The following is a 20,654-nucleotide window of genomic DNA, read 5'->3' on the forward strand; positions in this document are numbered from 1 at the left end:
TGGGAAATTTTGTGAAAAAAGCATTAATTACTGGTGTTACAGGTCAGGATGGCTCATATCTTGCTGAGCTCCTACTGGAAAAAGGTTACGAGGTTCACGGAATCAAGCGTCGCGCTTCACTGTTCAACACTGAGCGCGTGGATCATATTTACCAGGATCCACATGAAAAAGATCCACACTTTTTTCTACACTATGGGGATTTAACAGATTCTTCTAATCTGACCAGAATTCTCAAAGATGTCGAGCCTGATGAGGTCTATAACCTCGGTGCCCAATCCCATGTGGCAGTTTCGTTCGAAGCTCCTGAGTACACGGCTGATGTTGATGCCATGGGTACGTTGCGTCTCCTTGAGGCAATCCGGTTCTTAGGCTTAGAAAGGAAAACACGCTTCTATCAAGCATCCACTTCTGAACTGTACGGCTTGGTTCAAGAAATTCCCCAGAAGGAGACTACTCCCTTCTACCCTCGTTCTCCGTATGCAGTCGCTAAAATGTATGCTTACTGGATTACGGTCAATTACCGTGAGTCCTACGGTATGTACGCTTGCAATGGCATCCTATTCAATCATGAATCTCCCCGTCGTGGAGAAACTTTTGTGACCCGTAAGATTACCCGTGGTATTGCCAATATCGCGCAGGGTCTGGAAGGCTGCTTGTATATGGGTAACCTGGATGCACTGCGTGATTGGGGCCATGCAAAAGATTATGTCCGTATGCAGTGGATGATGCTTCAGCAAGAACAAGCCGATGATTTTGTGATTGCGACTGGTAAGCAGATCTCAGTACGTGAGTTTATCCGGATGTCCGCTCATTGCGCGGGCATAGAAGTGGAATTTTGCGGTGAGGGTGTTGATGAAACCGCCACTGTAGTAGCAGTGAAAGGTTGCGATGCCCCTGGGGTTTCCGTTGGTGATGTAATAGTTCGGGTAGACCCACGCTATTTCCGTCCGGCAGAGGTAGAGACGTTGTTGGGTGACCCTTCCAAGGCCAAATCCAAGTTGGGCTGGGTGCCCGAGATCACGGTGGAGGATATGTGTGCTGAGATGGTTGAGAGTGATCTGGCCAAAGCCAAGCAGCACGCCTTGCTTAAAGAGCATGGTTTCGCCATCTCTGTTGCAAAGGAATAAATGATGGGTTCGATGGATAAGAAAAGGGTATTTGTTGCTGGCCATAGAGGCATGGTTGGTTCGGCAATAGTTCGGCTCCTGCAATCCCGTGATGACGTCGAGTTGGTCTTACGTGCTCGGACGGAGCTGGATTTAACCAATCAGGGTGCTGTGTTGGATTTTTTCGGCGCAGAACAGATAGATGAAGTCTATCTGGCCGCAGCCAAGGTAGGTGGTATTCATGCAAACAATACCTATTCGGGAGAGTTCATTTATCAGAACCTGATGATGGAATGCAATATTGTCCATTCTGCCCACCAGGCAGGAGTAAATAAGCTTTTGTTTCTCGGTTCGTCCTGTATTTATCCTAAATTCGCTGAGCAGCCGATGAAAGAGTCGGCGCTGTTGACTGGGGTACTTGAGGAAACCAATGAACCCTATGCAATAGCAAAGATTGCCGGGATAAAACTGTGTGAGTCCTATAATCGGCAGTACGGTCGGGATTACCGCTCGGTAATGCCCACTAATTTGTATGGTCCCAATGACAATTTCCATCCGGAAAACTCCCACGTTATTCCAGCTTTGCTGCGTCGTTTCCATGAGGCGAAGGAAAGGGGGGATGATCAGGTGGTGGCCTGGGGATCGGGCAAGCCGATGCGAGAGTTTCTGCATGTTGACGATATGGCTGCGGCTTCCGTGCATGTAATGGAGCTGGATAAATCGGCATATGACGCGGAGACATCGCCAATGTCCAGTCATATCAATGTGGGGACTGGTGTTGACTGCACTATTCGCGAGCTGGTCGAAACCGTTGCCCGAGTGGTGCGGTATCAGGGCGAGATAGTCTGGGATACCAGCAAGCCTGACGGTACACCTCGTAAACTGATGGATGTCAGCCGCCTCGAGCAACTGGGGTGGAAAGCAAAGATTGGGTTGGAAGATGGATTGACCGACGCCTACGCCTGGTTTTTAAACAATATTGATAGTTTCCGAGCTCATTGAAGGTTCGGTGCGACGGGCCAGATCCGGTATAATTGGCCGTTTTCCGGCCCGTCTCTTGGTTTTGGGGCCTGTTTTGCATAAGTGGTGAATAATATACATGCAAAAAGTGCTTATTTTGGCCAATTGCCAGGGGCCTGCGCTGGCTAAGATTTTGGAGAAGGTCGTCGACGGGCAAGGGAATCGCCTGTTCGACGTGCTCAATCTTAAGCCGGTTTATGAGCTCACCCACGAGCAACAGCCGCTGCTGGAAGATCTCTGCCGGCAGTGTGACATTCTGCTGTATCAGCCACATATCCGGCATAAGTTCACTCCTGAATGGCGCTCCAGCGACTATTGGGTCTCCATAACGTCCGCTAAGCACATTGTGAGCTTCCCCTCGCTTTACTTTGCCGGGTACAACCCGGAATTGACCTATCTGCGCAACAACAAGAATCAGCACCTGAATGCTGGCTTTGTGGACTATCACGATAAGCGGGTGGTCAAGCTGTTCCTCGAGGCTCGGTCGGATGATGATATCAAGCACAGCTTCCATCGATTGCAGCCGGTGCGGGAGGATGTGGAGTCTGTTCTGGAAGAGACCCTGGCAGAATTACGCAAGCGCGAGCAGGAGCAGCAGCTTGATATAAGCGTATCCGATTTTGTTGAGCAAAATTTCACCAGGGATAGACTCTTTTATACCTACAATCATCCTGCCAATGCGGTGCTTTATGAAGTTACCCGGCAGTTGCTGAACAAGCTGGGGTTGGGCGAGGTACCAGTTCCTAAAATCGAAAAGGAACTCCTGCGTTATGACTACTTCCCAATCGCGCCTGCAGTCAGTAAGTATCTAGGTTTGCAGTTTGCTGATGATGGCGAGCAGTACCGCGTTCAGAATGAGGATATTCAGCGCACGGAGGTGGTGGACCGATATTTGGAAATCTACCGCGACAATCGCGATTGGGTGAGTGAGGCTGCCACGTTTGTGGGTGAGACTTGGCTAAATCGTAAGAAGTTGATTCTCCACATTGGCCAATCCAAGACTGGGACGACTTCTTTTCAGAGTTTCTGCTTCAAGCACCGCAAGGCGCTGTTGGCGGAAGGTACGCTGTACCCTGAATCCGGGCTGCTCTACACCCACCATCGCAATCTCGCCCTACATTACAAGGGTGAGCAGCGTAATGAGGCGCTCGTGCAGCAACTGAAACAGGAAATTGCGGCAGCCGATTGTGAGCGGGTATTGATCTCCTGTGAATCTTTTGAAGATCTCGGTGCCAGTCAGGCTCGGGAGCTCCTGGACGATTTTTCGGATTTGGATGTTTCCGTCGTATGTACACTGCGTAATCGACTCGACTGGGTGCAGTCGATGTATGCGGAGTATGTAAAGAAAGCTTGGTTCAGCGGCAGTTTTTCACAGTTTATTGGGTACCGTAAGGTGCACCCTCGGCTCGACCGCCTGTTGAATTGGAAGATGGGGCTCTCTCGTCGGGAGAACCAGATTATTCGCCACGTACACAAGTTGCTGAGTGACAGGTCCAGTCTGAGTTTCTGGTCTGACCTGCTGCCGAGGGAAAAGTTGTTTTTTGTCTGCACTGAAAAAGTACGCCTTTGGGAGCTGTTGTCCAGTGAATGCGGTATCAACAAGCCGGATGTGGAAGAGGGGGCAGAAAAACGCCTTAACCCGAGTCCATCCGTTCAGGCGGTGGAGTTTGCACGTTTGCACTTCCGTCGCCTGAAAGTGCAAGAGCTGCATTATCCAATTGCCATGCACTTTTCGCTGCGACTCGACAAAGACTTTGACCCCAAAAACTCACCCGGCAGCTTTTTCTGTTCCAATGAGCAGATATCGGAATTTCTTTCTCGCTATATGGCGGACGATGTCTGGTTACAGCAGAATTTCGGCTTCAGCCGCTCAGGTGTATCGCAGTTGTCTGAAAGATCGCTTGCCGCGAGTGGGCAACTACCAAGAGAGTTCGATCAACGTGCGGATGCTATCGCAGCAACGTACCAGTCTGTTTTGAGCAAATTTTCCTGAGACTCTTGAATGAGTCCAAGTAAAGACAGGGCGTTATGGAAGTAACTGAACAAAAAGTCGATCTGCACGATTTTTTCCGGCGTGTGATCCTGAGCGACGGCGTAATAGCCAGCTATTACCGTTTCTATGACGTATTTCGTCAGGTCCTGGAGCGTAATGGTGTCGAGTTTTTTGCGCATTCCGGAACCATGCTTGGTGCTGTTCGGCATGAGGGTATGATTCCATGGGACGATGACCTGGATGTGATGGTTGAGGAGGTGTTTGAAGATGAATTCCTCGATCTGATACCGGAGCTTGAGAAGTATGGCGTTACGCTGAAAGAGAAGCTGTGTGAACACCTGTACCAGTTCAAATGCACCAGTAAGACGATCTGCCCGTCGGGTACCTATTTGCAAATTGATGTTTTCATCGGCAAGCGTGAGGAAATCGATGGTGAACTCTGCCTGCATTACAAGACGCCCGAGTTCCGCAAGTGGTTCAAAAAACGCTATATCCGCGTCCACGATCTCTATCCCCTGAGGGAGTATGGCTTCGGCCCTCTTAAAATTAAGGGGATAGGGGATTACCGCCATTATTTTGCCCAAAGTGGTTTTGGCCTGGACGAAGCCATCGTCGCTCGGCACAACAATTTCGATCATTTCAAGCCCGAGATTGAAGAACTCAAAGAACAGGGTGTGTACCCAATTCGGGATGAGGCGATACTGAATTATCGGCATGAAATCCCTGAGGCCAGCGTTAGTCATTCGCTGGATTACTATGCTGGCGGCAATGTGAAAACCGTGATTACCTACGGGACTTTTGACCTGTTTCACGTTGGGCATGTCCGGATCCTTAAGCGCCTGCGTGCACTCGGTGATCGACTGGTGGTTGGGCTGTCTACTGACGAGTTCAACGCCGGAAAGGGCAAGAAGTCTTTTTACTCCTATGAGGAGCGGAAAGAAATATTACTGTCTTCGGGGTATGTGGATGAGGTTTTTCCCGAAAATGACTGGGGGCAAAAGGCAGCCGATATAAAACGTACCGGGGCGTCTATATTCGGTATGGGCGGTGACTGGCGCGGAAAGTTTGATGACCTAGCTTGCCATTGTGAGGTTGTTTACCTGGACAGAACCGAAGACGTTTCAACGACAGAGATTAAGCGGTCACTGGCTGGAATCAAGTCCACTGACGTAGAGGGGCTTGAGAAATCGTTGCATACCGCCTTGGAAATTGTCCGTTCATTGTCCCAGTCGGTGTAAGCTCCGATGCTCGGTAAGCTTATTTCCAGATTGACGAGTAATCGCTCTACTGGCAAGACCGTATACTTACATGCAGGTATCTCGAAAACCGGTACTACTGCAATACAAAAGTATTTTCATGCAAATACAGAACTCCTGCGTGCCCAGGGTATCCATTATTTGAGCGCTGGGCGTGCTGAGCGGGGTGAAAGTCATCACTTGTTGGCTCGGATGTATAAACGTGATGGTTGCTCAAGCGACGTACTTGCTCAAATTCGGGATGAAATCTCCGATTCTGACTGTCGTACGTTCGTTGTCTCCAGCGAAATGTTCGAATATCTTGGGCCGAGTCAAATCAGGCAGCTACACGACGATTTTTCCCCTCATGAAGTGGTATTGGTGCTCTATCTCCGTTACCAAGATCAAGCACTGTCATCTATGTATAACGAGCTTGTGAAAAAGCATGCTTGTGCCACTACGTTTCCCAAACATTTGGAAGTAACCCCGCGCAAAGACCTCTTGCGATATTCCAAGTTGCTGAGGCCGTGGGAAAAAGAGCTGGGGCGCGAAAGTATCCGGGTTCGTATTTTTGACCGAGAGCGGCTCGCTGGTGGGAATGTGGTGTCGGACATGTTGAGTGTGGTTGGTTGCAATTCTGCCCCATCCATTGTGCCGGAATCAATTACAAATAAGTCAGTTTCTGCAATTGCTATCCGAGTACTTGCGCTTATTAATTCACACCTGACTTACAAGGTGGATCATTCGGCGAATTACGGGGAAGCATGTAGGCTTGCCTTGAGGTTGGACGAGTTAGTTCGGAGAGAGTTTCCGCTGTTGGACCATGACTGCAACAGCTATTTTACTTCCGATAAAGAGTATCGAAATTTTCTAGCATTCTATCGCGCGGATAATGCAGTACTTTCCAGGCGCTATCTTTCTGGGCAGACGATGGCCCAGGGAACATACCGACCCACCGCGGAATTATCCGGCGAGCATGTGCGGAAAATTCTCGAGAGGCTTGCACAGGATCTGGGTGTTACTGATCGAGGTTCGCCAATGAGTGGGTCTGAGCTAGCGAAGTCGATTGCTATTTTTTGGTCTGACAGACTCCGATCTGCTTGTGAAAAGAAAATAAAGATCTAACACAGAATTGCATACTTCGCTAATAGATGACGGCTTTATCCAATTAAGACTGAGAAGAGACTGATTTTTGTGAGTGCTGCTCAAAGTCACGCAGGGTTTGTTTACCGGCCAGAAATCGATGGTCTAAGAGCAATTGCAGTAATGCTCGTTGTGCTGTTCCACCTTAAGTTGTCGGGCTTTGAGGGTGGTTTCATTGGTGTCGATGTATTTTTTGTGATTTCAGGGTTTCTGATCACCGGGATTATTCTTACTGATCTGGGAAGTGGAAAGTTTTCACTCGCAGACTTTTATATTAAACGGGTAGCCCGGCTCATCCCTGCGTTACTCGCAACGCTTACCGTTACGCTTTTACTGAGTGCGTTTATCATGACGCCCGAGGACTTGGTATATACGGCAAAGCAGGCTGTTTCTGCAGTTTTTTCGTTCAGTAATGTATTTTACTGGTCTGAGGCGGGGTACTGGGACTCTTCTTCGTACTCAAAAGCGTTCCTTCACACATGGTCTCTTGGCGTTGAAGAGCAGTTTTACCTCTTATATCCATTAACACTTGTAGTGGTTTTCAGGCTCTTAGGTCGGAACGGGGTGCTCGCTTTCCTGATTGCCAGCTTTTTTGTTGGTTTGGCTGCCTCTGAGTTTGTGCTGCGTGAACATCCTTCTGCGGCGTTTTATTTGATGCCGTTGCGGATCTACCAGTTTGCACTGGGCGGCTTGGGTGTATATCTGCTGAGCCAGCGCACTCCGGGTAGATTGGGGAATTTCTTCGGCGTTGCTCTGTTCTTGTTCGGCCTAATACTGGTAATTGGTAGTGCCGCAGTATTCAATGAGGGCGTTTCCTTTCCTGGGATCAACGCACTGCCACTGGCAGTCGGTGCGCTGTTGATGATTCTTTTCGGATCGCTTGCGTTACCTCGCAGAATGCTGGCGAATGCCGCTATTCGATTTATCGGAAAGTCGTCGTACTCTATTTATCTGGTTCACTGGCCGTTAATCGTACTGTATCAATATCGGTTTGGTGGTGATTTTACTTTGACGGATATGGCGATATTGTTCGCCTTGACCTTGATTTCTGGCATTGCGTTATATCATTTGGTGGAGTCAAGGTTCCGGTTGAGTGGAGATCTGACTGACAAGGATAATCGTTATCACGCTTTGCTGCGTGTAAACGGTACATTTGCCGGCGCGTTAGTCGTGTGCGGATTGTCATTTCTGGTGGTTCAAGGGAATGGTTGGTCCTGGCGTTTACCCGACAGTATCAAATACCTCGCGGAGCGTACGACCAAGGATCCTATCAAGGAAAATTTCCGGTTTGTCAGTAAGCGCTGCAAGAAGAATAAAGACTCAGTCTTTTGTGGCAAAAGGAAGAGTGGGCTGCAAAATATTATCCTGCTTGCGGATTCTCGTGGAAACGATGCATTTGTGGCGTTATCGACAGCATTTCCTTCCGATAATATCTATATGGCGCGATTGGCAGGCTGCCCTCCGGTTTTTGATACTGAGGTTGCACGCACCGAGAAATGCCGAGGGTTCAATGACGAACGTATGCAGGTGGCTTTGCAGGCGCCAGACGATGACGTGATCTTCTTGGCAATGGAATTCAATGAATTTCGCGCAAAGGCGGTAATTGAAGCCGCCAAGAGGTTCCGGGATGCCGGTAAACGGGTGTTTGTAGTAGGCCAAACAAAGTTTCTACAACACCAGAACCCTCTGAATATTGCCGTCACCCATGGAAGTACGTCAAACATAGACGAGGCACTGGCTAAATATCTGATTCCGTCTCCATTTGCACTCGACAGTAAATATGCATCTGAGTTTGCGAAAATCGGAGTTGAATACATCGGAAACAAACCATTTTTTTATCAGAATGGTTATAGGCTCTACACGAGAGATCGCTCCGACCTTTTGATGTATGACATGTATCACCTGACCCTGAAAGGTGCGGTGGAATATGGTGGTTACCTGAGAAAACATTACCAGATTTAGGGAGGGTGCTTTCGCCGTACGGGCGCTAATGCCGTAGAACAATGAAGAAAAAGCTGATCATACATGGAGGTTTGTACAAAACCGGAAGCTCAGCGATTCAGACGTTGCTGGATGATAGCCGTGACACTCTTTTGCAGAAGGGGATACTGTTCCCTCTCAATGGAACCCTTTTTCACCCAGGGATCGGGCGACGTCATTATTATGTCCGAGAGACGCTATTCGATACGCCTAAAAAGCAACCCAATGTGTTTCGTGATATTTATACTGAGCTTGAAAATTCAGGTTGCCACACTGCCGTACTTTCTTATGAAAATTTCCTTTCGCCGGGTAAGTTTTCCTCCGGAGTGGCTGAGTATTTAAGGGCAACCTTTGACGTATATTTTGTTTTTTATTTGAGATCGCCCGTTCACCACTTCAATACCAAGTATAAGGAATGGATTCGACGCCAGAACTTTAAAGGAGAGCCAGGCGACTTCGTCTTGGCGAAAGCTGGTTATCTGGACTTGAGATGTATGTTGGATCCCTGGATCCAGAATTTTGGCGCTGACAGTGTTACCTGCCGGAAATTTGATAAGTCTGCTTTTCCCGGAAGAAGAATAGAGTTTGATTTTCTTGAGTATCTTTCGAGCATAATAGGCGAGCAGCTTCATGACCTTGATGTTCGTGAGTCTCTGGTTAACCCATCATTCACTAATGAGCAAATTTTGGTCAGCCTGCTGCGCAATCGATATTTTGGTGGACACAAGAGTCTTACGTACGCGCAAAAAGTACAGTATGGCGAATTTATACAAGGGTTGTCCTGCCCTGCCAGTCGAGGTCTAATCCTTTCAAAATATGCCGCTCATGCAGTGCTGGATCTATCCAAATCTTCCCTCGATTACATTGCATCTCAATTTGGCGTAGAGATCGCTACTCCCGATTTATCTAGCTTAACATTCGACGAAAGTTTCCAATGTGTCAACAGACGTGCTGACATGCTGAGGGCGCTGAATGTGGCTCTCGGAAAAGACAGGTCAACTAGCCATACTCTAAGGGCATGGTTAAATAAATTACTGAAGTGATGCCGGTGGGCGAGGCAAAATTAATTCTAATGTATTTGCAGGATTCTTTTTCGGATGGTTTCGCAGTTGTCGGCGTTGAAAGCGATCGCCAAATCCATAATGGCGTCTGTTACATCGGTTATCGTGAGTTGTCGCTTCTCTGGTAAAGACCGCTCTTTAATGTCGAGGTAGGCGATAATCTCTCTCGTGAGAGAGTCTTCCAGCTCATCTCTAGGCGGCTTGGTTTCTGTTATGGTTCGATATCCGCCTGTTGCAGATTGATCATCTGGCACCTGGCTGAAGCTTTGTCCGTTAAGCCAGTTTTCTGAAAGGATGCGGTTCATTTCGGTGAAATGGCTAAGGAATTGCTGACTCTCTGCATTGGATATTTGAAATTTAGTCGCCAAATATTCCTGCCCATTTGTTTTAATAATTTTTTCTCTTATTTCTTTGTAGGGCTGTTGTCTCGGGCCGTTTTTTTTTACGATTTCATTGAAGAAGAGTAGCAGGTGTTGCTGGTAGCCTGTTAGTGCGGAATTTGCTTTTGGAGGTTCCGCAATGTTGGTTGCCTCACTGATGTCGATTTCTTTCAGGTAGTCTTTAATGAGTGATTGTTCGTGGAGTCTTTCTTTTTCAAATATTTTGATCGAGATTTTTTCTTTGCCAAACACATAGCCCCACATTTCGACCAAGTTGAAATGATCGAAGTAGGGGGTGCGAGGTCGAGGTCGTTTTCGGCATGTTGGATGTTGGGAATGTGGTAACCGAGTTCATTCAGCTTCTCCCTGTTGCTACCCAGGAGTTGCTGAATTGAGGTGGAACCGGTTTTTTCGGTTCCGATATGAATGTAGGCGGTTTTCATCGGCACACCAGGGTATTGAAAGCGTTGATTTTAAAAAGGGTGGCGCTTTTCGCCACCTCTTTGCACCAGATCTATTTTGGAGCGAGATTATTTCGCTATTAAGACAATGGTGTTACGGCTCTCAATTTTTCCGGGTGTCTGGGCCAGTTTACGCAGCCTCGATCGCTGCCTTTTTTGTCGCCTGCTGAGGGCGGGCTAGGGGTGACTGCTCGTATTCCTCAAGTACAGCATTGGTTGGTCCGAGGGCCCTTACCTGACCTTCTTCAATCCACAGGGCTCTCTCGCAGAACTTTCGAATTGTTCCAGGAGAGTGGGATACCAGTACGGCAGTTTGGTCTGACTGTACCCGCTCCTTCAGAGCTTTGCCGGATTTGACTTTGAATTCCTTGTCGCCGACGCCCAGCATTTCATCCAGCAGCAGTATGTCGGGTGTCGCCTGCATGGCGATGGCAAAGCCGAGACGTGCACGCTCTCCTGCGGAATAGGTGCTCACCGAGTGGTCCATTAAGTGGGGGATGCCGGAGAACTCGATGACACCATCGATAAGCTTGTGGGCTTCTTTGATGGTTTTCCCCTGGGTTACGAGAGACATTATGGCGTTATCAAAGCCACTAAGTTGGTGAATAAAGCCCAAGTTAAGTGTCAGAAGCTGTGACCTTATTCCTCTTTCTCTTGTTATACTCCCGCGGTTTGGGGCAATGATTCCTGCAAGTAACCTCAGTAGGGTGCTTTTACCGGCACCGTTATGGCCAATTACCCCTAGCACTTCACCACGGTAAAGTTGGAAATCGATATCTTTAAGTACCCAGTTTTTTGGCGCAAATGGGTTCAGGCTGCGGCGATAAGCCAGGCCCACGTTATTAAATGACATTATCTCGGCGTTCATGGCAGCGCTCTCGGATAATAGCGATCAAATCGGAAAAGTAATGCAATCCCTGTCGCGAAGGCAGCCAGGCTTGCAAATATTGGGTAGATCAGCGTCGAAAAGTTGGCGGTTCTTCCGTGTAGCAATACATCCCGGTAACCCTCAAGAATGGTTACGAATGGGTTTAAGCGAAGTATCGTCTGAATGTTCTCCGGTCTTTCGCTGATGTCAAAAAAGATGCCTGAGGTGAACATCATTGCCATCACTATCAGCGGGACCAGATGAGTCAGGTCGGGTATCAATGGTACTGTTGCGGCGAGGAAGAAGCTTAGACTCAAATTAAACAAGATTTGGCACAGAATAATATTAAGAACCGAGAACCAATCCATAGAGGGCTCATAGCCGCCGAGGATGACCAGTAAAAGCATGATCGGGAACACGAAAGAAAAGCGGATTAGCGCTGTCATGTTTGCAACGGAAGGGAATATCCACTTGGGCAAATAGGTTTGGCCAAGAATGCCTTTATTATTGATGAGCGAATTGGAACTTGCCGTGATCGCTGATGCGGTCCATTTAAAGGGGAATAAGCCCGTCAGCAAAAAATAAATGAAGTGACTGTTTGATTCACCGCCACCTCTCACTCCGCTGGCAAAAGCGAGATAAAACAGCGTTGCCATAAGGAGGGGCTCTAGCAGCCACCAGAGCATGCCGAGGTAAGATTGCTTGGTATCGGCCTTTAAGGCACCCATGCCTCTGAGCCAAATTAGATCCAAGTATTTCCGCATATGAAAAACAGCCTTTGGCGGATGTCTATTAAGTTGCCTGCTGGTAAAAGCTAATCGGGAATCCGTGCAGTGTGAATAGCCGGAATACCGATATTTCCCATGGCGCCGTATGGCTGCTTAATATACAGTAACCCCAGTAAAAACAACAGGTTAAGGGGCCTTGGAAGCATGTGCTCCGGCATTTTTTGTTGTGAAACTGGTTGAATTTTGAGCTGGCGTTATGAAGGTCCTCCACTGTTACCGTACATTTTTCCCGGAATCCCAAGGGGGGCTGGAGCAGGCCGTTTTTGAGATGGCCAGTAACTCTGAAGGCGCGGAAGTGCTGACGCTGGCAGATCGGCCCTATGAGGCCGAATTTGAACGTGTGCCGGTGCGGGCATCTCGCCGCTGGTTTTCACTGGCATCCTGCTGTGTGGGGCCCGGCCTAATTGGTGTGCTGATCAAAAAACAGGCAGATATATTGCACTTGCACTTCCCGTGGCCATTTGGGGATCTGGTTTACTTGTTGGCTGGCCGACGCCGCCCGTTGGTTGTGACTTACCATTCCGATATCGTCCGCCAGCGCCTATTGGGTGTTTTTTACACACCCTTGATGCGCTGGTTTCTCGGTAAGGCGGATCGAGTTGTCGCCACATCGCCTGACTACTTAGCGTCCAGCCCGGTGTTACAGCAATATGCGCAAAAAGTTGAGGTTATCCCCCTTGGAATATCTGAGGAAAACTACCCGGCTGTTCCCGATTCTATCTTGGCCGGGTTGTCAGAAAAGTATGGCCGGGACTTTATGTTGTTTGTGGGCGCTTTGCGCTACTACAAAGGGCTCGAATACCTGATAAAGGCATCCGTCAACTTGCCATTCCCGGTGCTGATTGTCGGGAAGGGGCCCGAGGAAGAAAAACTGAAGCAGTTGGCGTCGGAAGTGGGGGCGCACAACGTGCAGTTTCTTGGGCATGTGAGCAATGAAGAAAAGCTCGGTCTTTTGAATCTATGTCGCGCGGTTGTTTTTCCCTCTCATTTACGTTCAGAAGCATTTGGAGTAACCCTGCTGGAAGGGTTGATGGCAGGAAAGCCGTTAATTTCCACTGCAATAGGTACCGGCACCAGCTATGTCAATGTTGACGGTGAAACCGGTCATGTAGTGCCGCCGGCCGACGTCGATGCCCTACGCGGCGCCATGCAGGACTTATGGGGAAACCCGGACAAGGCACAACTCTGGGGGCGGGCAGCCAGGGCGCGGTATGAACATTGTTTTACTGGCGAGAAAATGGCTCGTGCGTACGATGATTTATACCGTCGTGTATTGGAAGAGCGTTCTGGGCAAAAGGTGGTGAGCGAGTGATTCGTGTAGCGGTGGATGCCCGGCCACTCTCTTTTCCCACAACCGGAATCGGGCGTTACACGCAGTCTCTGTTAAGTCGTCTTTTTAGCAGTAGTGATTGGGTCTGGTATCTGTATAGTGATCGGCCGCTGTTGTGGCCTGAATCACTGCCGGATAACGTAAAGGTCCGTTATCCCAATTTTATGTTGCCTTCTGCCGGTTCCATGTTTGCGCAAGTGGCTTTCCCAGTCTGGGCGAAGAGGGATCAGGTTGATCTGTTTTGGTCTCCCCGTCACCACTTGCCGTTATTCTTGGGTGGCAATGTCCGCTCCATTGTTACGATTCATGATCTCGTGTGGAAGCACTTTCCTGAAACCATGTCGCGCTTTGGTCGGATTCTTGATTCCCGCTTGATGCCTCCCTCTGTTCGCAATGCCGACAAAGTCATTGCGGTGTCGGGTGCGACTAGGCGAGAGGTTGAGGCGTTATCGCCTGAGGCCGATGTGGTCACCATTCTTGAGGCCCCATTTTTAAATGGCTCCGGCCGCTCGGCTATAGGTGAATATTTTCTGTTTGTGGGAACGCTGGAACCGCGAAAAAATTTAGAGCGACTTTTGTCGGCCTATGCGGACTATGTATCGGTGAACACATGTGTTTTACCCCTGAAGATATGCGGTGGTAAAGGGTGGGGGTTACCTGAGTTAGAAAGGCTCATTCAGCAAAATAATCTGAGTGATCAGGTTGAAGTGCTCGGATACGTAGATGACGCTACGTTGCCTGCGCTGTATCAAAATGCCCGAGCCTTGCTAATGCCCTCACTATACGAAGGCTTTGGTCTCCCTATCGTAGAGGCCTTCAGTCAGGGAACACCAGTACTTACTTCCAATCGCGGTGCAATGAAAGAAGTTGCCGGCGATGGGGGGCTGCTGGTAGATCCAGAAAACATTGATGATATGGCATCTGCAATTGCCAGATTAACGGATGACCAGGAGCTGGTAGAGTGGCTTCAATTATGCGCACATGCGCGGACAAAGGAATTTAGCTGGGATACTGCAGCAGAGCAGACGCTGACTCTGATGGAGTCTCTTCTGCCTTCCTGATCGTATTTCTTTGGGTTAAACAGCGCCTCCGCTAAACAAGTCGGGCAGTGCTCTCGGCTTCACTTCCGCTTCGTCTGTGTATCGAGCAAGTCGTTCGACGAGTATGTGTAACTGCTGCCGATTAATGGGCTTGGGCGGGTTTTTGTAGGTCGCATCATTCAATATTTCGAGAACCTGGGATAACTCAGGCACTTTGAGTTGCTGTGCTGCGGTCTCGAGGCGGAGACTTTGCACCGTTGGCCAGCGGTTGTTGACCCATTTACGCAACTCCGCTTGAATTTCTTGCGGGCTCGCATCTTTAATCAGATTTTTCAGGTTTTCTGAATCCGCCCGACTGGCAGGCATCTTATTGTATCTGCTGTTAGTGACTAAGGCGGGGCGGTTTTTTCTCGAATAAAAGAAGTAGATAATCCAGGCTATGTGCGATGCAATTGCAGCTATTGCGACCTTCTGCCAGAACCCTGGCTCGACTGTGGTGGTAACAGGGGTTGAGTGAGTTGGGGTGGCAGCTCCGGGAGGTGCTGAATCTAACACCGGTGCTCCTGCCACATTAAACCGAAACGCCGGCAACTGCGTAGCCCGTTGACGTCCAGTTTTCGTATCCCACCAGGTAATCGTAACCGCCGGCAACTGGTAGCTCCCAGGTTTGGTCGCGACGATCGCTGTAGTCTCTATCCTGCTTCCACTAATACCATTGGAGTCAGGCTGGTCTTCCTGCTGGGCCTGGTCCGGGTAGGTCTTTAATCCATCGATATTGAGTTTGGGCAGGGGAGGCAGCTGCGCAGCTCGTAGTCCTTCCGCCCGCAAAGTAATGATGCGGGTAATCGGCTCGCCGACCTTGAACTCCTCCGGGTCTTTGCTCCAGCTCTGCACCAGTCCTAGGCTGGCCGCTGGGAGCCAGTGGCTGCCGCTGTAGCTGTCGGGTTTTGGCTCCACCTTTACGGTTTTGGCTTCCGAGCGCAGACGCATGCGTTGGGCGTTGCGGTTGAACAGCGAGAAGGGGTCTCTGCGGCCGGTAACGGCGACGTAATTTAGTGCCGGTATCTGAAGTTCGCCGGAGCTTTCCGGGAATACGGCATAGGTGAGTTCATACACGGCGTGGCCTACGCCATCGATTCTGCGTTCAAAGCGCTGTTCATCCACTTTTTCGACATGGGCGCCGGGGATCTGCAGGGGATCGGTGGCGATATCGTGCAGTCCGACGGTGGTGTAGAGGCGGACTTTGACCAGTAGTTGTTCCTGGACGTGGACTTTGTCTTTGTCCAGTTCTACTTCCAGGAAAGCCTGTCGCTTGTCGCCGCTGGGGCTCTGGCCAGCCTGGTTGACGGTGATGGGGATGGCGTCGGATATCTGGCCGTGCAGGTGCAGGGAAGGGACAAACAGTTTGCCTTCCTTGAGCGGCGCGAGGATTACGGTCCATTCCACGAAGCTTTCTGCGTGCCCGTTGATTACCCGGTACTGGTTGGACTGCTGGCGAGAGAGCACCTCAAAGTCCTGTGTCAGCAGATTGAAATCTGGCTGCCCACCGCGCTGGCCGCCGCTATAGCGGAGGGTAAGGGTGAAGGTTTCGTTGATGGCGAGTTCGTTGCGGTCAACGGATGCGGTTAACTCCTGGGCTGTCGCGGTTACCGACAGGGCGAGCAGGATGAGGGTGCACACTGTTTTTATGATGAGTGTGAAGGGCCCGCCCGCAGGCAGGTTTTGGCGGGCGGGAAATGGGGACGTTTCCACTGGGGTTACCATCTCTGGGTGGCTCCGTTTTCCGGGGGCTGCCATTCGCCGCTGCGGTAAGCGCGGCGACGCTGCAGGCTTTCGTACTTGAATTTTTCACGCATCAGGCCGGCGGGATCGTCTGGAATCTGGCGTAGCCACTGGTCCAGAGCCTGCTGGGTTTCAGGGTCGAGCGGGCCCTCCTGATCCTGCGGGCGGGCGTTGGCGGATTGTTCCTGCTCATCGCCATCCTGTTCGCCTTGCTCACTTTCGGCCTGCTGTTGCTGTTCTTCCTCGGCCGGATCTTCGTTGTTCTGTTGCTGCTGGTTTTGCTGATCGGCGGATTGTTGCTGATCCGATTGCTGGCTGTCGGAATCCTGATCGGCGTTTTGCTGTTGTTCGGATTGTTCGCCAGAGTCCTGGTTCTGCTGGTTCTGCTGCTGATCCTGCTGCTGTTGGTCGCTGTTCTGGCTTTGCTGCTGATCGGATTGCTGATTCTGTTGCTGCTTTTGTTGCAGTTCCTTCAGCTTTTTTGCGATGTCGCGATTGTGTTTTGCATCGGCGAGCTCCGGGTTTTGCTGCAGGGCTTCATCATAGGCTTTGATGGCCTCATCGAAGCGGCCCTGCTGGGTCAGGCTGTTACCGAGATTGTACAACCCCTGCGGGTCGTTACTTTGCGCAAAGTTCTTGGCGGCGGAATCGTATTCGCCGGCGCGATACTGGGCGGTGCCTCGCCACTGGGAGTTTTCAAACACTTCGGCGGCGCTTTTGGGATTTCCCTGCTCCAGTAAATCCCGCCCTTGCTGGTTCGGGGTTTGCCACAGGTCCTTGAGTTCTGCAGCCTCGGTATTCGGGCTGCTGAACGTCAGAGTGGCCAGGGTCAATGTGACGGGCAGGGCGCAGGCCAGGCTGCCCCTGCGGAATAGCAGTAATGCAAATGGCAGGAGTAGCAGCACCAGCCATGGGCCTTCCTCATACCACTGGTCGAACTCGCGTTCGGTCAGTTCTGCCTGGTCTGGCGCGGTCTCTTTTGGGGTTACCCGGGCGATATCCCGGTCGTCCACGGTGATCTGGGAAAATTCGCCGCCGGTGCTTTGTGCCAGGCGCGAGAGCTCGCGGCGATCGAAATTGGCAATGATGATCGCGCCGCTGTCATCGGTGATAAAACCGCTACCAGTATTTTTCGGAATCGGACTGCCATCCCCGCTGCCAACGGCGAGGATTGAAAGCGAGGTGTTGCTGCCGTTGACTTCTTCCTTGATGGTGCCGATGGCGGCCTTGGCAATACCATCGGTAACGGCGAGCAGGCGACCCTTGCCGTTGGCGCCATCCTTGATCAGCCGGAGCCCCTGCTGAACAGCCATTTCGATATTGCTGCCGGGCACCGGCATGATGCGCGGCGACAACGACGGTACCAGATTGGCGATGGTCGCGGTGTCGTCGGTCAGTGGTGTGACCACATGCGCTTCGCCTGCGTAGGCGACCAGAGCGGTGAGGCCGTCTTTGCGTTGCCGGAGGATATCGAGAATTTTCAGCCGTGCGCGGGTAAGCCGGTTGGGAGAGAGATCTGTCGCCATCATCGAGGGTGACAGGTCGAGCAGGATCACCAGGGCATCCTGATTGCTGTACACCGGGGTGGGCAGCTTGCGCCAGGTGGGGCCTGCGATGGCGACGATGGCGACGGTGAGCAGCGCAAATATCAGGGTAAACAGCCACGGCCGTTTTTCGCCGCCGCGCATAAGCAGGTGCGGTAGCAAGTCCGGGTCGATCAGTTTTTGCAGGCCGCCGCTGGCGAAAACCATGCGCGCCAGCGCCCAGCAGGCAAGAGCGGCGGGCAGGATCAGCCACAAGAGCGCGGGGCGCAGAAAATGAAACTGGTCTAAGTCGGCGAGGAAGCTCATACCTGCTGGCCTCCGTTGGTGTTTGTGCCGTTCATTTTCCCGCGCTGCCGCTGGCGTTCCAGTTGTGTTACCCCCGTGCTCACCAGGGGCACGGCTGCCCAGAGCAGTGACAGCAGCAGGCAGATAGCCAGTGGCCAGACGTATAACGACTTGAGCGGGCGATAGGTCTCGGCTTCCTGTTCCACGGGCTCCAGTCGATCCAGTTCCGCATAGATACGCGCGAGCTCCTGGGGGTTGTGTGCGCGGAAATACAGGCCACCGGTTTCATCGGCGATGGCCTTCAGGGTTTTGCTGTCCAGGTCCCGCGAGGGATTGATACGGCGTGCGCCGAAGCGCGAGCCGAGCAGGCCCGGTTGCACCATTTCTTCGGCGCCTACACCGATGGTGTACACCTTCACATCCGCTTGTTTTGCCAGTTCGGCCGCCTTGAGTGGTGCAACTTCACCGGCGGTGTTGGCACCATCCGTAAGCAGGATCAGCACACGCTGATCTGCCGGACGTTGGGTAAGCCGTTTTACGGACAGGCCGATCGCATCGCCAATCGCGGTGCCCTGGCCGGCGAACCCGATCTGGGCCTCGGCTAGCAGTGTGTCGACAGTCTCCCGGTCAAAGGTGAGCGGGGCCTGCAGGTAGGCGCGGGTGCCAAACAGTACCAGCCCCAGGCGATCGCCTTTGCGGCGCAGGACGAAATCTCCCACCACATTTTTCACCGCGGTAATCCGCATGGCGGGGTTGCCATTGAGGATCATGTCCGGGGTTTCCATGCTGCCGGAAATATCCACCGCGATCAGCAGGTCGCGCGCGCTACTGGTTTGCGAAATTGGCTCGCCATACCACTGCGGGCGTGCTGCGGCAGTTACCAGCAGCATCCACAGCAGCCACAGCATAAATAGGTTCAGGCGATTGCCCGCAGCGCTGCCTCCCTTGTGTCGCAATTCCCGGTAGTAGGGGACTTTGAGTGCACTACTGAGTGGCTCACTCTTGGGGAGAACTGCTCGCGCCAGCAACGGAAGCGGCAGCAATATGAATAGCCAGGGCAGGCCAAACTCAAACATGCTGGCTCTCCGCGAGAGAGGGGGAAGCGGGCTGGGAAATGTCTGCCTGCGGCAGTCGGTGTTCACGCACCCAGCGAATCGCGAAGTCGCGCAGTGCTTGCAGATCCGTATGAGAACCGGCAGAGGCGCTGTAAAGGCTTTCCAGTAGCGCGCGTTGTGCGGCCTCTGGCATCGGCTGTTCGACAGCGGACTCGAGAAACCCGATCCAGCGCTGCCCCGTCAGTGGCGCACAGCTATCTCGGCCAAAGGTTACCACCGCGACCCGTTTCAGCAGGGTATTGATTTCCTCCACCGCGCGCGGTTCATCCAGTGCGACCGAGCGCAGCAAGCGCACGCCTTCAGCGCGGTAGAGATTACGACGTTTTTTCTCGCGCAGGCGCAGTGCCAGCCAACCGGCAGCAAAGAGTAGTGCGATGATCACACCGGCGAGTATCCACCAGCCCGGTGCCAGGGGCCACCAACCGATCGCGGCAGGCTCGTGGATGTCCTTGAGCTGGTTCAGTAGCGCCTGCATTTCAGGCGAGACCGGATTGCCGGGTGGCGGGTTCTGCGGCGCAGGCGATGCCTGGGTCAGTGGCACGGGCAGCGGCATCACACCGTCCTCCGGCTTGGAGACGGTTGCCGTTCGCCGTATGTGCCCAGCAGTACCGGTACCACCGGAAGGGTATTGTCAAAATCCACCAGTGGCAGATGCAGGCGACGACAGAGCTGCGCGGTCTGCTCACGCACCTGGTGCTGATGGTCGGCAAATTGTTGTCGCAACCCGCGGCTGGATTTGCCGAGAAAGGTGCGCTGCTTGCCATCGCTGATGGTCAGCGCCTGCTCCGGCAGCTGTTGCTCGAGTGGATCGGTAATCCGCAGCACCTGCAGGTCCGCATGGCGGGTAAGCAGATACAGCGGCTGTTCGCAGCTCTCGTCGAGGTCGTGACAATCACTGACCAGGAACAGTGCGCTCCCCGGGCGCGCAATGCGTCGGGCTTCTTCCAGCAGGACGCTCAACGGCTGGCTGCCATTGGCCGGTATGGGGCTTTGCAGTGCGTTGGCGGTTTCCACCATGCCGTGAATGGCGGCCAGCACTGCGTGATGGCTGCGGCGCGGTCGCACCGTATCCACGCCGTTATCGGAAAACAGCAGCGCGCCAATCCGGTCCCCGTGCTGCAGTCCGGACCAGCAGAGTGCGGAGGCGATGCTGCAGGCCGCGACTGACTTGAAAGCATTCTGGCTGCCGAAAAACATGGGCGAGCGCAGATCCAGCAGGATGACCACCGGCCGTTCCCGCTCCTCCTGAAACAACTTGGTGTGGGTCTTGCCGGTGCGCGCAGTTACCCGCCAATCGATAGAGCGTACATCGTCGCCGGGCTGGTAGTAGCGGACTTCTTCGAAGTTCATGCCGCGCCCGCGGTAGCGGGTGAGCAGGTTGCCCGCCTGATCGCTGCGATTGACCCGCGGCTTGAACAGGCGCAGTTGGCGGGCGATGTGGCGCAGGCGCACCAGTGGCGCCACCGTAGGATAGGCGCCGCGAATGTTCAGGTCGTTGTGATTGATGGCTTTCTGCACGTCTG

At 52.1% G+C, this 20,654-nt stretch carries 17 protein-coding genes; 9 read left to right on the forward strand and 8 right to left on the reverse strand.

The genetic code is table 11. From position 1 onward, the window contains the following. Positions 1 to 11 precede the first annotated feature (11 nt). The 7 genes from gmd (at position 12) to HUW35_RS14620 (ending at position 9,520) form a co-directional block, all read left to right on the forward strand. Positions 12 to 1,127 (forward strand): GDP-mannose 4,6-dehydratase, encoded by a 1,116-nt coding sequence (gene gmd, locus HUW35_RS14590; protein ID WP_181252977.1) that lies wholly within the window; start codon positions 12 to 14, stop codon positions 1,125 to 1,127. After that, positions 1,128 to 2,108, forward strand: coding sequence for a GDP-L-fucose synthase (locus HUW35_RS14595; RefSeq protein WP_305075938.1), 981 nt, complete (start codon positions 1,128 to 1,130; stop codon positions 2,106 to 2,108). It begins immediately after the preceding gene. A gap of 97 nt (positions 2,109 to 2,205) precedes the next feature. Then, entirely contained in the window at positions 2,206 to 4,119 is a 1,914-nt protein-coding gene (locus HUW35_RS14600; protein ID WP_181252978.1) for a WcbI family polysaccharide biosynthesis putative acetyltransferase, read from the forward strand. Between the two features lie 35 nt (positions 4,120 to 4,154). Next, positions 4,155 to 5,357 carry an adenylyltransferase/cytidyltransferase family protein gene (locus tag HUW35_RS19015; protein ID WP_181252979.1) on the forward strand — a complete coding sequence of 401 codons (1,203 nt, stop codon included), beginning with the start codon at positions 4,155 to 4,157 and terminating at the stop codon, positions 5,355 to 5,357. Positions 5,358 to 5,363: 6 nt separating this feature from the next. Continuing rightward, positions 5,364 to 6,479, forward strand: a complete 1,116-nt coding sequence (locus tag HUW35_RS14610; protein WP_181252980.1) for a hypothetical protein — start codon at positions 5,364 to 5,366, stop codon at positions 6,477 to 6,479. Between the two features lie 69 nt (positions 6,480 to 6,548). Then, on the forward strand, positions 6,549 to 8,459 hold the full coding sequence (locus tag HUW35_RS14615; protein ID WP_181252981.1) for an acyltransferase family protein: 1,911 nt from the start codon (positions 6,549 to 6,551) through the stop codon (positions 8,457 to 8,459). Between the two features lie 41 nt (positions 8,460 to 8,500). Further along, positions 8,501 to 9,520, forward strand: coding sequence for a hypothetical protein (locus tag HUW35_RS14620; protein WP_181252982.1), 1,020 nt, complete (start codon positions 8,501 to 8,503; stop codon positions 9,518 to 9,520). A gap of 26 nt (positions 9,521 to 9,546) precedes the next feature. Here the strand turns inward: HUW35_RS14620 and HUW35_RS14625 are convergent, their stop codons facing one another. The 3 genes from HUW35_RS14625 to HUW35_RS14635 all read right to left on the reverse strand — a co-directional run bounded on the left by HUW35_RS14625 (position 9,547) and on the right by HUW35_RS14635 (position 12,011). Further along, a complete protein-coding gene (locus HUW35_RS14625) occupies positions 9,547 to 10,170 on the reverse strand; it encodes a hypothetical protein (protein WP_181252983.1) in 624 nt (207 codons plus the stop codon). A 339-nt stretch (positions 10,171 to 10,509) separates the two neighbouring features. Next, entirely contained in the window at positions 10,510 to 11,247 is a 738-nt protein-coding gene (locus HUW35_RS14630) for an ABC transporter ATP-binding protein (protein WP_181252984.1), read from the reverse strand. Beyond that, complete coding sequence (locus HUW35_RS14635) at positions 11,244 to 12,011, reverse strand: ABC transporter permease (protein ID WP_370464598.1); 768 nt, start codon at positions 12,009 to 12,011, stop codon at positions 11,244 to 11,246. The genes HUW35_RS14630 and HUW35_RS14635 overlap by 4 nt, the downstream gene beginning before the upstream one ends. A 220-nt stretch (positions 12,012 to 12,231) precedes the next feature. Between HUW35_RS14635 and HUW35_RS14640 the strand changes: the two genes are divergently transcribed. Then, complete coding sequence (locus tag HUW35_RS14640; RefSeq protein WP_181252986.1) at positions 12,232 to 13,347, forward strand: glycosyltransferase; 1,116 nt, start codon at positions 12,232 to 12,234, stop codon at positions 13,345 to 13,347. Then, positions 13,344 to 14,426, forward strand: coding sequence for a glycosyltransferase family 1 protein (locus HUW35_RS14645; protein WP_181252987.1), 1,083 nt, complete (start codon positions 13,344 to 13,346; stop codon positions 14,424 to 14,426). The genes HUW35_RS14640 and HUW35_RS14645 overlap by 4 nt, the downstream gene beginning before the upstream one ends. 15 nt (positions 14,427 to 14,441) lie before the next feature. Here the strand turns inward: HUW35_RS14645 and HUW35_RS14650 are convergent, their stop codons facing one another. From HUW35_RS14650 to HUW35_RS14670, 5 genes are read right to left on the reverse strand one after another with little or no spacing between them, the layout of a single operon-like run. Beyond that, positions 14,442 to 16,157 carry a BatD family protein gene (locus tag HUW35_RS14650; RefSeq protein ID WP_255463326.1) on the reverse strand — a complete coding sequence of 572 codons (1,716 nt, stop codon included), beginning with the start codon at positions 16,155 to 16,157 and terminating at the stop codon, positions 14,442 to 14,444. A gap of 5 nt (positions 16,158 to 16,162) precedes the next feature. After that, positions 16,163 to 18,037: a VWA domain-containing protein gene (locus HUW35_RS14655; protein ID WP_181252989.1), complete on the reverse strand. Its 1,875-nt coding sequence runs from the start codon at positions 18,035 to 18,037 to the stop codon at positions 16,163 to 16,165. Then, positions 18,034 to 19,092: a VWA domain-containing protein gene (locus tag HUW35_RS14660; RefSeq protein ID WP_181252990.1), complete on the reverse strand. Its 1,059-nt coding sequence runs from the start codon at positions 19,090 to 19,092 to the stop codon at positions 18,034 to 18,036. The genes HUW35_RS14655 and HUW35_RS14660 overlap by 4 nt, the downstream gene beginning before the upstream one ends. Then, positions 19,085 to 19,684 carry a DUF4381 domain-containing protein gene (locus tag HUW35_RS14665; RefSeq protein WP_255463618.1) on the reverse strand — a complete coding sequence of 200 codons (600 nt, stop codon included), beginning with the start codon at positions 19,682 to 19,684 and terminating at the stop codon, positions 19,085 to 19,087. Before HUW35_RS14665 ends, HUW35_RS14660 begins: the two co-directional genes overlap by 8 nt. Further along, entirely contained in the window at positions 19,684 to 20,649 is a 966-nt protein-coding gene (locus HUW35_RS14670) for a DUF58 domain-containing protein (protein WP_181252992.1), read from the reverse strand. The genes HUW35_RS14665 and HUW35_RS14670 overlap by 1 nt, the downstream gene beginning before the upstream one ends. Positions 20,650 to 20,654 lie beyond the last annotated feature (5 nt).

The organism is Microbulbifer sp. YPW1, assembly GCF_013367775.1.
GTDB lineage: Bacteria > Pseudomonadota > Gammaproteobacteria > Pseudomonadales > Cellvibrionaceae > Microbulbifer.